This window comes from Amycolatopsis sp. NPDC034160 (assembly GCF_055575355.1).
The window spans coordinates 357,788-371,359 of the sequence record NZ_JBVISU010000002.1 but is presented as its reverse complement, the minus strand read 5'-3'; the positions used below and the strand labels follow the sequence as shown (position 1 = coordinate 371,359).

Below are 13,572 nucleotides of genomic sequence, written 5' to 3'. Positions count from 1 at the left end.
CTCTGATGGCTGCAGCGCGGAAGTCCAGGGGGACGCGCGTCCGCCACCTCGGCCTCGCCGGACGTACCGGAACGATGCTGCTGGCCGCCGGTATCGGTGTGCTCTCGCCGGCATCGGTGGCGCTTCCCGCGTGGGCACAGCAAAGCAGCGTCCCGGCGGACGCCGGTGGCTACTTCGCGACTCCGCCTCCGGTGGACAAGTCCAAGAAACCGGTGGACGAAGGCAAGCCGGACAAGAACTACGAGAAGAAGACCGAGTGCGTTCAGCGCAGCAAGCTCGGCGGTGACCAGGTCGACATCAAGAACCGCCCCTGGGGCCAGGAATATCTGCAGATCGAAAAGGTGCACCAGCTGATGCGCGGCGCCACCCAGTCGATCGGCGGGGGTGTCAAGGTCGCCGTGATCGACACCGGGGTCAGCGCGCACCCGTACTTCGGTGGTCGCGTCGAATCGGGGGGCGACTACGTCGCGCCTCCCGGCGGTGGCAAGGCGCCGGGACTCGAGGACTGCGACGGCCACGGCACCGAGGTTGCGGGGATCATCGCCGCGAACCCACCGGACGCGAGTATCGGGTTCCGCGGGGTCGCGCCGGACGCCACGATCCTGTCGATCCGTCAGTCGAGCCAGAATTACGAAGAGACGGAAAAGAAGCCGGAACCACCGCCCGCACCGCCCGCCAGCTCCGGACCGCCCGCTTCGTCGAACAACCCGGGAGGATCGCAGCTTCCGCCGTCCTCGCAGGGCAACGGCGCTGTCGGCGGAGCGGCGGACGGAACGGCGCCGGGCCAGAACAAGGGTGGACGGCAGCAGGAACAGGGCAAAACCGCCGGGACGCTGAAGACGCTCGCGCAGGCCGTGGTCCGCGCCGTCGACAAGGGCGCGCAGGTGATCAACATGTCGGTCGACAACTGTCGTCCGGCCACCGGCGGCATCACCGATGGCGAGAAGCAGCTGCAGGCGGCGGTGAACTACGCCGTCGAGCGCGACGTGGTCGTCGTCGCGGCGGCGGGCAACGTCGGCGACAAATGCCCGCAGAACGACCAGCCGGACCCCAAGTCCCCCAAGATGATCGTCACGCCGCCGTGGTTCTCCGACGACGTCCTGTCCGTCGCGGCGATCGACGAAACCGGCGGTGTCGCGGAATTCAGCGTCAACGGCCCTTGGGTCAGTGTCGCCGCTCCGGGCACCAAGATCATTTCGCTGGATCCGGCGGAAGGATCGAGCAGCCTGGCGAACCTGACCATCGAGGGCGGCGGAGACCCTGGTCCCATCCAAGGCACCAGCTTCGCCGCACCGTACGTCGCGGGTGTGGCCGCTCTCATTCGTGCGAAGTTCCAGGGCCTGAGCGCGCGTGAGGTGATGAACCGGATCAAGGCGACGGCGCAGCACCCCGCGGCGCCGGGCGGGCGGGACAACTTCGTCGGCTTCGGGGTCATCGACCCGATCGCGGCGCTGACGGCGATCGTGCCGTCGGAGGCGGACAAGGCCAAGCCGGTTCAGCTGCCCGCCAACCTGCCGCCGGCGAACGACCGGGACTCGGCACCGATGATCGTCGCGCTCGCCGGAACCGGCGGGGGTCTGGTGGCGCTGCTCATCACGCTGTTCGTGGTGCACTCGGTCCGCCGCAACCGGCCGACCGCCTCACCAGGCCGTAAAACCCCGTAGGACTTGCGTTTCGCGGGCTGATCGCGATCTGTGCGGCTCTGAGGCGAGTCCCGCACAGATCACGGTTAGCCCGCGAAAGTCGCTCCGCCCGTGGGGCACCTACTTGGCGGGCTTGGGCTTCGGGCCGGGTTTCGCGGGGGTGTCGTCCTCGCCGATCACGGGCGGGACGACCTGACCGGGCTCACCGACCACGTCGGACGGTTTCGAGGCGGGCCGTGTCTTCGACTGGTGAGCCGTCCGACCTCCCCCGCCCATGCCCATCCCCATCGGCGCCATCCCCATCGGCATCATCGCGGTTCCCGCCCCGGCAGCAGCCTGGCCAGGAGCCGGCGAGGCCTGCATGGGCGCGACCTCCGGGATCGGCGCCTGCCCTTGCTCGATCAGAGGCTCCTGCGAGCCCGTCTTCCGCCCCTCCCCGGAATCGGCCGCGGACGGCGACGTCGACTGCTCCTCGGAATCAGGCGCACCGGCTTCCGCCTTGCCACCGGCGTTCTTCTCCGGCACCGGCGCGCCCGCCGCCGCGGCCTCGTCATGGAGTTTGAACTCCTTTTGCGGGAACCGGTGGGTGATCTCGATGCTCCGCGAAGCCGCATCAGGACCGTCGACGCCGTCGCAAAGCCTTACAAAGCTCTCGAGTACGTCGCGAGCGGCTTCGAAGAGCGCCTTGGCCGACTCCTGTGCCTCCTCGAGCTGATTTCGCGCCCGCCCGACGCCACCGACCGGCAGCATCGCGGTCTCGGAGGTCAGTTCGGCCGTATCGACCAGAACCTCGACGAGGTCGGTGAGGATGCGGCGGATCGACAGCACCAATTCGTCCAGCGAACCCGCCAACGTGGTGAGGGCGTCTTCGACATCAGAACCCGCGACGTTGATGTCCCGGATGTACGCGACGAAGGCGTCGGCGTCCTTGCCCGACCATCCGGCGTCGAGGCGGCCGAGGTCCTCCGACAGTTCTTTCGAGACGGTGCCCGCAGTCTTCGCCGCTTTCCGGAGCCGGTCGGCCTCGTCCTTCAAGTCCTCCCAGCGCGCCGCCAGCGGGGTCAGGTAGGCCTCGACCGGATCGATCAGCCCCAGATGGCCGGACAGCTCCGTGAGAAAGGCGAGATGCGGTGCGGCAGCCTCGACCAGGTCGCCCTCTCCCGCCCCCGTCGCGTTTAGCGGGCTAAACGCGCTCGGGGGCGCCACCGGAGCGGCCGGGCGCGCGGCCGCCATCGGGTGCGGGATGGAATCGGTCGGGTTCTCCGACTCGGCGATCATGCGGCTCAGAGCTCCACGGCGTGCTTGATCATCTGGGCGGCCTCGTCGTCGTGTCCGGCGTGCCGCGCGGTCACCTTGTGCAGGGCCTCCGACGCCGACCGCAGCGCGGCCGCGCCTTCCACCAGCTGACGTCGGATGGCCTCGGCCGCACGCCCGTAAGACGCGCCGAGTCCCAGCTCCTCCCCCAGCGTGCCGTGGGACTCGACCGTGACGGCCTTCCCGGTCACTTCGGCGGCCGCCAGCTCGAGTTCCCCGGCGGCCGCGTCCACCCGCTTCGCGTAGTCACCGACGACGGTGCCGTCGATCTTCAGGCCGGCCACTGCACCCTCCACTCACCCGATAGTGCTTGGGCGTTGAGACGCGCGCGCCTGCCCAGGGGTTCCCGGGATCAGTTCCCCGCCGGAGCCTGCTGCGACTGAGTCGCGACCGAACCCGCCCTGTCGTCGATCGGCACCGTGTCGAACGTACGAAGCACGTCCTGTGTGTTCAGCGACGCGCCGACCGGCAGGATCCTGACGATGGCTTCCGGTGCGGGCACCCGCTTGTTGAGCCCGATCGAGTCCGCCGTGACCGCGTCCGGGACGCCGTAGCGGATCCCGCGATCGGAGATCAGCTGGATCGGCCCCTTGTCGAAGGTCTCCTTGCCGGTCGCCGACTGGACGACCGCCGCGAAACCCGGCTCCATGTAGAAGCTGTTGATCGGCGCGCCGACCGGACCGGGGGTACCGATCTTGACCCCGGGAGCGGAACCGTCGGCGTTCCTGCCCTTCGGCAGCTTGTCGTCGACGAACACCGCGGTGTGCCCGTCGCGGCTGGCGCCGTCGCCGGTGATGGACCAGCTCAGACAGGAAACCCGGGAACCCTGGGTCGCGTTGAGCACGGTCGGCACGGTCTGGGGGTACGCGTCGAGGTCGACGAAGCCGTTCTGTCCCGCGGTCACCCGCGTGACGTTGCGGATCTTGCCCAGCGCCACGGACATGACCGAAGTGCTGCCGTCGTTCTTCCCGGTCTGGACGATGTCCGCGACGGCCGGGGAGATGGGCTGGATCCCTTCCCGCGTGATGAGGTGGAAGTCCAGTTTCCCGCCGGCCTGCTCGGTGGAGAAGACGTCTCCGACCTTGAGGCCGTCGATGTCGAAGTTGGGGGTCTCGCCCTTGCCCGGGACGTCTGGCAGCTTCAGCTCCGGCACCTCGGGAATCGCGTCCAGCAGGCCCTGGGAGATACCGCGAGGCTGATCGGGCAGCTTCAACGCGGACAGGACGGCGCTGGCGTCGGGCTTGATCTCGGCCTTGACGGCGTTCGCGTTCGGGAGGTTGGGGTTCGACGCCAGGCGGTAGATCAGATAGGTCCGGCCGTTGGCACCCTTGGCCAGCAGTGCCTCGTTTTGGCCGAGCTCACGGTTCCCCAGCTGCTTCACACCCGCGTAGACGGTCGTCTCCGTCTTCGTGAGATCCGGCCTTGGCACCGTCGGGTCGTACATGACCTCGTCGCATACGCCCCATTCCGGGCCGACACGCTGGCCCTCGGTCGGCATCAGCTGCGGGCCGTTGGGAATGCCCATGAGCTGGCCGCGGGGAATGTTCTTCAGCTGTTCGTCCGAAACGACTGTGGGGTTCTTCACCTCGGAGGCCTGCGCGGGCCCGGAAGGCTTGTTTCCCGCCTGCTGCGCCCCTTGTTTCGACTGAGCGATGATCAGCAGCCTGGCGGAGGCGAGGTTGAAGGTCGGAACCAGTTTCTTGGGGTTCCCGGCGACGACGTAAACCGTTCCGGACTGTTCGCCGATGACGATGTTTCCCGCCTCCGGCACGGAAGGCTTCGGGCTCAGGAGTCCCCAGATCACGAAGACCAGGACGCCCAGCGCGGCCAGCACGACACCCACGATGGTGGCGCGCGTGTGCGTGCGCATCGGGTCGTGGAGCATGACGGCGTCGCGACGGACCAGCGCGGATTGCATCCGGCGCAGAACGAACTGATAAGCCTGAACTTGAGACTTAGTAGTCGGTGTTGATGGCATTCTCGACCTACAGTCCTCCCCGTCGCGGTACGGTTCCGCAGGATAGCCGTACGGGGACCGTCTGGTGTGGGGTTTCTACCAACTCCAGCTAGGGTCGAGTTCCTCGGGACCGGCTTTCCGGGTACGCAGCACGCACGAGGGGAAGAGAAAGCGCGGATGTCCGTCACCACTCCTCCACGTCCGCCTGGCCCTCCGGGGTCTCAACCTCCAGGCCGCCCGCCGGGGCCGCCGCCAAGGCCCGGCAGGCCGGGCGGTCCGGGTGGCCCCGCCGGAGGCCCTGGAGGCCCCGGTGTTCCTCGCGGACCCGGAGGCCCAGGAGGTCCTGGCGGACCGCAGGGTCCCGGTGGCCCCGGTGGCCCCGGTCCAGGAGGGCCTGGTGGGCCCGGCGGACCTGGTGGCCCTGGTGGGCCCGGTGGCCCGGGCGGTCCTCCGTCCGGTGGCCCCGGCCCGCAGCCCGGTCCTCCCCCCACCCCGGCGGTGCGGATAGCAGCGCCCGCACGGCGCCGGACCGGCGGGATCAACCTCGGCCCGCTGCCCGTGGCGAACCTGGTCGTGCTCGAACTCGGGCTCGCGATCGGTCTCGTGCTCCTCGCGATCGACATGAAGCTGAAGTACGTCGCGATCGGCGTCCTCGCGGTCGCGATCATCATCGCGTTCCTGCGCTGGGGCGGCCGCTGGTTCACCCAATGGGCCGGACTCACCATGCGGTACATGCTCCGTTCGCATGATCGTGTGGCGACTCCGCTTCCGCCGAGCAGCATCGAGACGCTCGCCGCCGAAGAGGACGCCGTCACCGGCCCCGACGACGCCCGGGTGAACCTGCTTCGCCTCGCCGTTCCCGATCTCGTCGTCGCGCACGGCGTCGACCACGAACGCCAGCAGGTCGGCATCGCGTGGAACGACGGGACGTGGACCGCTGTTCTGCTCGTCGAACCCGCTCCCGCGCTGATCACCCAGGCCGGTGGCGCGCCCAGCCTGCCGCTGTCCGCGCTCGCGCCCTGTCTCGAAGACCGCGGTGTGGTCCTCGACTCGATCCAGATGATCTGGCACTGCTACCCGGGTAGCGCGGCGCTTCCGTCGGACTCGCCCGCGCTCAGCTCCTACATGGAGGTGCTCGGCCCGCTTCCCGCGGCCGCACGGCGGACGACGTGGGTCGCCATCCGGCTCGACCCGCGCCGGTGCCCGGCCGCCATCCGCGAACGCGGTGGCGGCGTCGTCGGTGCCCACCGCGCGCTGATCGGCGCGCTGTCGCGGGTGCGCAACGCCTTGGAGTCCCAGGGCGTGCCGACCCGGCCGCTCGATCCGGACGAGCTGCTGCGGTCCAGTATTTCGGCCGCCGAACTGACCGCGGTCGCCGGTTCGCCCGCGAAAGTCGGTCTGCAGGAGCGCTGGACCGGCGTCACCGCGGCGGGCATCGGACACGCGAGCTACGCGATCACCAGCTGGCCCAAGGGCAAGATCAGCGGCAGCCTGAACGCGCTGACCAGTGTCCGCGCGTTGTCGGCGACGGTGGCGATGTCGATCTCGCCGTCCGCCGACGAAGGCAAGATCGGCTTACGGGGCATCGTGCGCCTGAGCGCGCGGAACCCGCGTGAACTTGATGCGGCGGACCAGCGGCTACAGGGCATCTCGGACCGGCTGGGCGTGACGCTGACGCCGTTGCGCGGCCTGCAGATCTCCGGGTTCTCCGCGACGCTGCCGATCGGAGGCACGGCATGAGCACCCGAATGCGTGACGCCGGCCAAAACGCCGGGGTCGCCCCGGAATTCACCGTCGACCCGGCGATGCTGGACGCGATCAGCCCGTCCGGCGACCGAGGCGGAATCGTCCTCGGCTCCGGGCTCAAGGGCGAGCCGCTGACGATCTCCGCGTTGCGCTCGACACCGACCCGGATCGTGCTGGTCGGCGGCCTGTACCTGGCTCGCCAGGTGGCGCTACGGGCGATGGCCGTCGGGGCGTGGGTCGTCGTGGCGACCGGACGTCCGGCCGCGTGGCAGGTTCTCCCCCAAGCGGCGGGGAACCAGCCCAACGGCAGGCCGTCTCCGCTGGTGCAGATCCGGCGGCTGTCGCCGGTGGACCTCCCACGCCCGTCGGAGGACGCGCCGCTGCTCGTGGTGACCGACGGCGGTCCGACGCCACAGGACCTGTTCCCGCCGCGTTCGCCGTGGCAGACGACGGTCTACGTGCTGCCGTACCTGCACCCTCAGGCCGGGGCGACGGCGAACGCGGCCGATCTGGTGCTGATGCAGCGGCTCCCGCCCGGACAGGCCGAGCTGGCCGCGCGCATCTGGCGGCTCCCGCCGCAGATGATGAAGCAGCTCACGACGTTGAAGGACGACCAGGTCGTCGCACTGGGGCGCAACCTATGGCGCCCCCTCCGCCTGGTCACCACGGCCAAGGAACAGCAGATCCTGGGCCCCGTGCGCCGCGGCGACTAACCCGCCCGCGTCGACTTTAGCGGCCTAAAGGTGCCCTGCGGGGGCACTGTCCACATCGGACAGTGCCCCCGTTTTGCGTCCCGCCCCGGAGCGCGATTAGGGGGCGAAAGTCGACCTGGGCCGGGAAGCGGGTCGCGCACTGGTCGGTCAAGAGGCAACCGCGACGGCTGTGGATAAGTCAGGGGTTGTGGATAAGCCGGTCCCGCAGGGGCGGTGATGGCCATGGGTTGTCGGTCTTGTCGATCACCGTGTCGGCATGACCAAACCCTTCGATTCATCCCATCTCCCCGACGTCTTCCGCGGCTCCGAGGCACGTAAAGCGGGCCTCATCACGGCAAGCCGGCTACGCGGTCCCAGCGTCCGGAGGCTGTTCCAAGACGTCTACACGCGCGCTGACGTAGAAGTCACGCACGAGCTGCGCTGCCGTGGCGCCGCGTTGCTGGCACCGCCGGAAGCCGTGCTGACCGGCCGATCGGCGGCGACCGTCCACGGCATCGAGCTGGCCAAGCCCAACGACCCGGTCGAGATGGTCGTGCCGGAGAAGCACCGCTTCGGGCCGATAGTCGGTATCAAGGTGCGGCGGACCGAGGTCAAGCCCGAAGAATCGAAGCCGTGGAACGGCATTCGTATCGCGAGGAAAAGCCGGATCGCGCTGGACCTGCTCCTTCGACTTTCTCCTCGCAAAGCCGGGTGGGTGCGACGGCTCCGCACCGGCGTCCCGGATCTGGACCAGTTCATGAGAGCCGAGAAGCTGACCGATCTGCATCTCAACCGGGAGTTCTATGGCCGTCGTAATCGAGGGATCCGGTTGGCCAGACATGCTTTGCGACTGTCCGATCCACGCGCGGAGTCTCCTCGGGAATCGGAACTTCGAATCGTGCTGGCCGCCGGCGGCATCAAGGCGACACCTCAGGTCGAGGTCTTCTCCCGGACGGGTCAGTTCATCGCCCGCCTGGACCTCGCGGACGACGAGGCCAAAGTCGCCATCGAATACGACGGCCGATGGCACAACACGCCGAAACAACGAGCCCACGACCGCAAACGCCGAAGACGCGCGGAAGCTGAGGGCTGGCGGTTCGTCATCGTCACCGCGGATGATCTGGCGACCGACTTCGAAGGCGTCGTCGAGGCCGTCCAGCGGGCCCGCCGCGGCGGGGTTAGCCCGCTAACTGTGCCGCGGCCGGGTCAGGAGGGAGTGCGCATGGCACGCGTTTGATCGGCGCGGGCGGCGAGTTCGGTGTCCGGCGGGTAGTCGACGGCCATGAGCGTGAGGCCGTGGGCGGGAGCGACAGCGCTGTCGCGCGTGCGGCTCTCCAGGACGTCGCCGGGCCAATCCAGCGGCCGGCGGCCATCGCCGACCAGGAGCAGTGCCCCGACCAGGCTTCGCACCATCGAGTGGCAGAACGCGTCGGCGGAGACGTCGACCTCGACCGCGTGCGGCCCGGTACGCCGCCAGACGAGCCTCTGCAGCTCTCGGATGGTCGTCCCGCCTTCGCGCTGTTTACAGAAGGCAGCGAAGTCCTGGAGCCCCAGAAGGGAGGCTGACGCCTCGTTCATCGCATCGATCGAGAGCGGCCGTCCCCAGGCCAAGGTGTCATGGCGCCTCAAGGGATCCACGCCCCACGGTGCGTCGGAGACGCGGTAGCGATAGTGCCGCCGCACGGCGGAAAACCGCGCATCGAAGCCCGCAGGCGCCACGCGAGCGCCCAGTACCCGGACGTCACCTGGCAAATACCGGTTCCACCGGTGACACATCCGCCCCAGGTCAGGGATGCCTTGCTCGTCCAGTTCCAGGCGACCGGATCGCGTTTTGCCCGCTAAAGGCGACACGTCGACGTGGACCACCTGGCCGGCCGCGTGCACTCCGGCATCGGTGCGGCCGGCGACGACGACGGACTTCGGGACCGAGGCTCCTGGAGGCTGCTTCGCGAGCGCCTCTTCGAGGACGCCCTGGACCGTGCGCCGTCCGGGTTGCCGCGCCCAGCCGGAGAAATCGGTGCCGTCGTAGGAAACATCCAGACGCAGACGAACGAGCCCGCCCTCCGCAGTGGGAGTGGCGGGCTCGTCCGGGGTGTTCGGTGCCGTCAGGACGTCAGTCCTTCTTGCTGTCCGCGTCCGCGGCGGGGGCCTCAGCGGCCTCGTCGGCGGCAGGAGCCTCGGTGGCCTCCGGAGCCTCAGTGGCGGCCGTGTCGGCAGCCTCAGTGGCCTCGGTGGTCTCCTCGGCGGCCGGGGCGGCAGCCTTCGGCTCGTCCTTGGCGAACTTCGTCTTGCGCGCGGCCTCGGCCTCGGCGGTGACGGTCTTCTCGGCCACCAGCTCGATGACGGCCATGGGGGCGTTGTCGCCCTTGCGCGCCATCGTCTTGGTGATCCGGGTGTAGCCACCCGGACGCTCCGCGAAGAACGGACCGATCTCGGCGATCAGCTTGTGCACGACGTCTTTGTCGCGCACGATGCGCTGGATCTGACGACGGTTGTGCAGGTCGCCCCGCTTCGCCTTCGTGATCAGCTTCTCGGCCAGCGGGCGCACCCGGCGGGCCTTCGCCTCGGTCGTGGTGATCTTGCCGTGCTCGAACAGCTGGGTGGCCAGATTGGCCAGGATCAGCCGTTCGTGCGCGGGCGACCCGCCGAGACGGGGTCCCTTTGTGGGGGTGGGCATCGGTTCTCCTCGTTCAGCTCACAGCTGGAGGCCGAGGCTCCCCCACCCCTACCGGTGAGGGAGCCGAAGCTGGCCTTACAGCTGCTCCGTCTCTGCGTAGTCCTGGCCATCGTCGTGGCCGTTGTCCGAAATTCCGTCCGTGATGCTGTCGACGCCCTCGGACCAGCCTTCACCGTCGTAGCTGGCCGCGGCCGCGGTCGGGTCGAACCCGGGCGGGCTGTCCTTCAGCGCGAGGCCGAGACCGACGAGCTTGAGCTTGACCTCGTCGATCGACTTCGCACCGAAGTTGCGGATGTCCAGCAGGTCGGCCTCGCTGCGCGAGACCAGTTCGCCGACGGTGTGGATGCCCTCGCGCTTGAGGCAGTTGTACGACCGGACGGTGAGGTCCAGGTCCTCGATCGGCATCGCGTAGGCGGCGATGGTGTCCGCTTCCTGCGGCGACGGGCCGATCTCGATGCCCTCGGCGTCGACGTTCAGCTCGCGCGCGAGACCGAACAGCTCCACCAGCGTCTTACCGGCCGACGCGACGGCGTCCCGCGGCGTGATCGACGGCTTCGTCTCCACGTCCAGAATCAGCTTGTCGAAGTCGGTGCGCTGCTCGACACGGGTCGCCTCGACCTTGTAGGTCACCTTCAGCACCGGGGAGTAGATGGAGTCGACCGGGATCCGGCCGATCTCCGCGCCCGCCTGCTTGTTCTGCAGGGCCGGAACGTAACCGCGGCCGCGCTCGACGACGAGCTCGATCTCGAGCTTGCCTTTGCCGTTCAGCGACGCGATGTGCAGATCCGGGTTGTGCACGGTGACACCGGCCGGGGGCACGATGTCGGCAGCCGTGACCTCACCAGGGCCCTGCTTGCGCAGGTACATGGTGACCGGCTCGTCCTCTTCCGAGGAGACCACGAGCTCCTTGAGGTTCAGGATGATGTCGGTGACGTCTTCCTTCACCCCGGGAACGGTGGTGAACTCGTGCAGCACGCCGTCGATGCGGATGCTCGTCACGGCCGCGCCCGGAATGGACGACAGCAGCGTGCGCCGCAGCGAGTTGCCGAGCGTGTAGCCGAAGCCGGGCTCCAGCGGTTCGATGGTGAACCGGGAGCGGGTCTCGTTGACCGTCTCTTCGCCGAGAGCCGGCCGCTGGGAAATCAGCATCTTTCCTAATTCCTTTCCAAACGGCGCCCGCCATATGACACCGAAAGGGATGGCGAAACGGCGGCGCGCTCCGGGCGCCGCCGCCCGTGCCCACACCGGGCCGGGGAAACCCCGGCCCGGTGATGGATCACTTCGAGTAGAGCTCGACGATCAGCTGTTCCTGGACCGGAACATCGATCTGAGCGCGCTCCGGGAGCTGGTGGACCAGCACACGGAGGTTGGACGGAACGACCTGGAGCCACGCGGGAACGGGACGCTCGCCGAACGACTCCTTGGCAGCGACGAAGGGCAGCATCGAGAACGACTTCGGCCGCACGTCGATGATGTCCCACTTGCTGACCTGGTACGAGGGAACGTTGACCTTGACGCCGTTGACCACGAAGTGACCGTGGCTCACCAGCTGACGCGCCTGACGGCGGGTGCGGGCGATGCCGGCGCGGTAGATCACGTTGTCGAGACGGGACTCGAGGATCTGCAGCAGGTTCTCACCGGTCTTACCGGGACGCCGAACGGCTTCCTTGTAGTACCGGACGAACTGACGCTCGAGAACGCCGTACGTGTAACGAGCCTTCTGCTTCTCCTGCGACTGCAGGAGGTACTCGGACTCCTTGATCCGACCGCGGCCGTGCTGGCCGGGCGGATAGGGGCGACGCTCGAAAGCCTGGTCGCCGCCGATGAGGTCAACCTTGAGGCGACGCGAAATACGCGTCGCGGGGCCGGTGTAACGAGCCATTTCTTCTTACTCCTCCCCGTTCCTCAGACCCGGCGCCGCTTGGGCGGGCGGCAGCCGTTGTGAGGCTGCGGGGTCACGTCCTGGATGGTGCCGACCTCGAGGCCGGCTGCCTGCAGCGAGCGGATCGCCGTCTCGCGGCCCGAACCCGGGCCCTTCACGAAAACGTCGACCTTCTTCATGCCGTGCTCGGCAGCCTTGCGGGCGGCGCTCTCGGCGGCCATCTGCGCGGCGAACGGGGTGGACTTACGCGAGCCCTTGAAGCCCACGTGACCACTCGACGCCCACGCGATCACGGCACCGGTCGGGTCCGTGATCGAGACGATGGTGTTGTTGAAGGTGCTCTTGATGTGCGCGTGACCGTGCGCGACATTCTTCTTTTCCTTACGGCGGACCTTCTTGGCCCCCGCCGCAGTACGAGACTTCGGTGGCATGTTTTGAGGGTTCTCCTGTTAGCGCGCGTTCTCTTGGTGAGCGGCGACCGCTTCGGCCTGGCCGCGCCGGATGATCGAACCGGCGTCGGTGTACAGGTTCCGCAGCGCCATCGGGCGGGCGTAGAGCGCCTTGGGCGAGACACAAGCCGAGCCGCGACGGTGAACGCCGCCCATCTGCACGACCTTCTTGCCCTGGACGCTCACTTCTTGCCAGCCTTCTTCTTGCCGGCGACCGTCTTCTTCGGACCCTTGCGGGTGCGGGCGTTGGTCTTGGTGCGCTGACCACGGACGGGAAGTCCGCGACGCCAGCGAAGGCCCTCGTAGCACCCGATCTCGATCTTCCGACGGATGTCGGCGTTCACCTCGCGGCGAAGGTCACCCTCGACCTTGAAGTTCTCTTCGATGTAGACCCGCAGCTTGGCGAGGTCGTCATCGCTCAGATCCTTGACGCGAGTGTCCGCGTTGAGCTCGGCAGCCGCGATGAGCTGCTTCGAGCGGGTACGGCCGATGCCGTAGATGTAGGTCAGCGCGATCTCCAACCGCTTTTCGCGGGGGAGGTCTACGCCAGCGAGTCGTGCCATTGGCGTTGATGCTCCTTCATAGAATTCGTCTTCAGGTCTGCTCCCCGTCCGGTCCCGGGACCGACTCGCCTGTCGTGCCCTCTGCTTGCGCTTCGGGTGTCCCGGCCTCGGCCTGAAGTCCGAGGGTGAACCGGGCCGTTCGCACGGCCCGGCAGGTGCGGGGAGATTGTGTAGCCGTCAATCCACTCTGTACGAGTGCGAGTGATCAGCCCTGCCGCTGCTTGTGCCGCAGGTTCTCGCAGATCACCATGATCCGGCCGTGGCGGCGGATCACCTTGCACTTGTCGCAGATCTTCTTGACGCTCGGCTGAACCTTCACGTCTCCTGCTCTCCTGCTTGTGCTAACTCGTCGTGATCACTTGTAGCGATAGACGATGCGACCACGAGACAAGTCGTAGGGCGAGAGCTCCACGACAACCCTGTCCTCGGGCAGGATGCGGATGTAGTGCTGCCGCATCTTGCCGCTGATGTGTGCAAGGACCTTGTGGCCGTTCTCCAACTCGACGCGGAACATCGCGTTGGGGAGCGGCTCGACTACGCGGCCTTCGACCTCGATGGCCCCGTCTTTCTTGCCCATGTCCTCCGCATTTCCTGTCGCTACGCTGTGTTATCAGTCAGAGCTTGAGTGCTTGGCTGGGTGGTGCTTCGG

Annotated in this window: 16 protein-coding genes; 4 read left to right on the top strand and 12 right to left on the bottom strand. The window is 68.1% G+C overall.

From position 1 onward, the window contains the following. Positions 1-5 precede the first annotated feature (5 nt). Positions 6-1,664, top strand: a complete 1,659-nt coding sequence (locus ACZ54P_RS06710) for a S8 family serine peptidase (RefSeq protein WP_465460536.1) — start codon at positions 6-8, stop codon at positions 1,662-1,664. Positions 1,665-1,763: 99 nt separating this feature from the next. Here ACZ54P_RS06710 and ACZ54P_RS06705 read toward each other — a convergent pair whose 3' ends face one another. The 3 genes from ACZ54P_RS06705 to eccB are packed head-to-tail and all read right to left on the bottom strand — an operon-like array spanning position 1,764 to position 4,935. After that, positions 1,764-2,921, bottom strand: a complete 1,158-nt coding sequence (locus ACZ54P_RS06705; protein WP_465460535.1) for a WXG100 family type VII secretion target — start codon at positions 2,919-2,921, stop codon at positions 1,764-1,766. A gap of 5 nt (positions 2,922-2,926) precedes the next feature. Then, the gene (locus ACZ54P_RS06700) at positions 2,927-3,253 is read right to left on the bottom strand and encodes a hypothetical protein (protein ID WP_465460534.1); all 327 of its coding nucleotides are present in this window, start codon (positions 3,251-3,253) and stop codon (positions 2,927-2,929) included. Positions 3,254-3,309: 56 nt separating this feature from the next. Continuing rightward, entirely contained in the window at positions 3,310-4,935 is a 1,626-nt protein-coding gene (gene eccB / locus ACZ54P_RS06695; protein ID WP_465460533.1) for a type VII secretion protein EccB, read from the bottom strand. Between the two features lie 537 nt (positions 4,936-5,472). On the opposite strand from eccB, the gene eccE reads away from it, so the two are divergent. From eccE to ACZ54P_RS06680, 3 genes are all read left to right on the top strand, one after another. Next, positions 5,473-6,654, top strand: coding sequence for a type VII secretion protein EccE (gene eccE / locus ACZ54P_RS06690; RefSeq protein WP_465460847.1), 1,182 nt, complete (start codon positions 5,473-5,475; stop codon positions 6,652-6,654). Then, positions 6,651-7,373 (top strand): hypothetical protein, encoded by a 723-nt coding sequence (locus ACZ54P_RS06685; protein ID WP_037314709.1) that lies wholly within the window; start codon positions 6,651-6,653, stop codon positions 7,371-7,373. The genes eccE and ACZ54P_RS06685 overlap by 4 nt, the downstream gene beginning before the upstream one ends. A 256-nt stretch (positions 7,374-7,629) precedes the next feature. After that, positions 7,630-8,589, top strand: coding sequence for an endonuclease domain-containing protein (locus ACZ54P_RS06680; protein WP_465460532.1), 960 nt, complete (start codon positions 7,630-7,632; stop codon positions 8,587-8,589). Here ACZ54P_RS06680 and truA read toward each other — a convergent pair. The 9 genes from truA to infA all read right to left on the bottom strand — a co-directional run bounded on the left by truA (position 8,559) and on the right by infA (position 13,500). Next, the gene (gene truA, locus ACZ54P_RS06675) at positions 8,559-9,392 is read right to left on the bottom strand and encodes a tRNA pseudouridine(38-40) synthase TruA (RefSeq protein WP_465460846.1); all 834 of its coding nucleotides are present in this window, start codon (positions 9,390-9,392) and stop codon (positions 8,559-8,561) included. The genes ACZ54P_RS06680 and truA overlap by 31 nt on opposite strands. 73 nt (positions 9,393-9,465) lie before the next feature. After that, on the bottom strand, positions 9,466-10,029 hold the full coding sequence (gene rplQ / locus ACZ54P_RS06670) for a 50S ribosomal protein L17 (protein WP_038519813.1): 564 nt from the start codon (positions 10,027-10,029) through the stop codon (positions 9,466-9,468). 75 nt (positions 10,030-10,104) lie between these two features. Next, complete coding sequence (locus ACZ54P_RS06665; RefSeq protein WP_005166811.1) at positions 10,105-11,178, bottom strand: DNA-directed RNA polymerase subunit alpha; 1,074 nt, start codon at positions 11,176-11,178, stop codon at positions 10,105-10,107. Positions 11,179-11,305: 127 nt separating this feature from the next. Further along, positions 11,306-11,911, bottom strand: coding sequence for a 30S ribosomal protein S4 (rpsD, locus tag ACZ54P_RS06660; protein WP_061979949.1), 606 nt, complete (start codon positions 11,909-11,911; stop codon positions 11,306-11,308). A 23-nt stretch (positions 11,912-11,934) separates the two neighbouring features. After that, positions 11,935-12,342, bottom strand: a complete 408-nt coding sequence (gene rpsK, locus ACZ54P_RS06655) for a 30S ribosomal protein S11 (protein ID WP_020643222.1) — start codon at positions 12,340-12,342, stop codon at positions 11,935-11,937. 18 nt (positions 12,343-12,360) lie between these two features. Further along, entirely contained in the window at positions 12,361-12,546 is a 186-nt protein-coding gene (locus ACZ54P_RS06650; RefSeq protein ID WP_004558884.1) for a hypothetical protein, read from the bottom strand. After that, complete coding sequence (rpsM, locus tag ACZ54P_RS06645; RefSeq protein ID WP_005166805.1) at positions 12,543-12,923, bottom strand: 30S ribosomal protein S13; 381 nt, start codon at positions 12,921-12,923, stop codon at positions 12,543-12,545. Before rpsM ends, ACZ54P_RS06650 begins: the two co-directional genes overlap by 4 nt. 205 nt (positions 12,924-13,128) lie before the next feature. Further along, a complete protein-coding gene (rpmJ, locus tag ACZ54P_RS06640; protein ID WP_004558882.1) occupies positions 13,129-13,242 on the bottom strand; it encodes a 50S ribosomal protein L36 in 114 nt (37 codons plus the stop codon). 36 nt (positions 13,243-13,278) lie between these two features. Then, positions 13,279-13,500 (bottom strand): translation initiation factor IF-1, encoded by a 222-nt coding sequence (gene infA, locus ACZ54P_RS06635; protein WP_005166804.1) that lies wholly within the window; start codon positions 13,498-13,500, stop codon positions 13,279-13,281. Positions 13,501-13,572 lie beyond the last annotated feature (72 nt).

Excerpts from the sequence above, each read along its gene's own strand:
- ACZ54P_RS06710 (WP_465460536.1), top strand. The coding sequence starts at position 6 with ATGGCTGCAGCGCGGAAGTCCAGGGGGACGCGCGTCCGCCACCTCGGC.
- ACZ54P_RS06705 (WP_465460535.1), bottom strand. The coding sequence starts at position 2,921 with ATGATCGCCGAGTCGGAGAACCCGACCGATTCCATCCCGCACCCGATG.
- eccB (WP_465460533.1), bottom strand. The coding sequence starts at position 4,935 with ATGCCATCAACACCGACTACTAAGTCTCAAGTTCAGGCTTATCAGTTC.
- ACZ54P_RS06685 (WP_037314709.1), top strand. The coding sequence starts at position 6,651 with ATGAGCACCCGAATGCGTGACGCCGGCCAAAACGCCGGGGTCGCCCCG.
- ACZ54P_RS06680 (WP_465460532.1), top strand. The coding sequence starts at position 7,630 with ATGACCAAACCCTTCGATTCATCCCATCTCCCCGACGTCTTCCGCGGC.
- rplQ (WP_038519813.1), bottom strand. The coding sequence starts at position 10,029 with ATGCCCACCCCCACAAAGGGACCCCGTCTCGGCGGGTCGCCCGCGCAC.
- ACZ54P_RS06665 (WP_005166811.1), bottom strand. The coding sequence starts at position 11,178 with ATGCTGATTTCCCAGCGGCCGGCTCTCGGCGAAGAGACGGTCAACGAG.
- rpsD (WP_061979949.1), bottom strand. The coding sequence starts at position 11,911 with ATGGCTCGTTACACCGGCCCCGCGACGCGTATTTCGCGTCGCCTCAAG.
- rpsK (WP_020643222.1), bottom strand. The coding sequence starts at position 12,342 with ATGCCACCGAAGTCTCGTACTGCGGCGGGGGCCAAGAAGGTCCGCCGT.
- rpsM (WP_005166805.1), bottom strand. The coding sequence starts at position 12,923 with ATGGCACGACTCGCTGGCGTAGACCTCCCCCGCGAAAAGCGGTTGGAG.
- infA (WP_005166804.1), bottom strand. The coding sequence starts at position 13,500 with ATGGGCAAGAAAGACGGGGCCATCGAGGTCGAAGGCCGCGTAGTCGAG.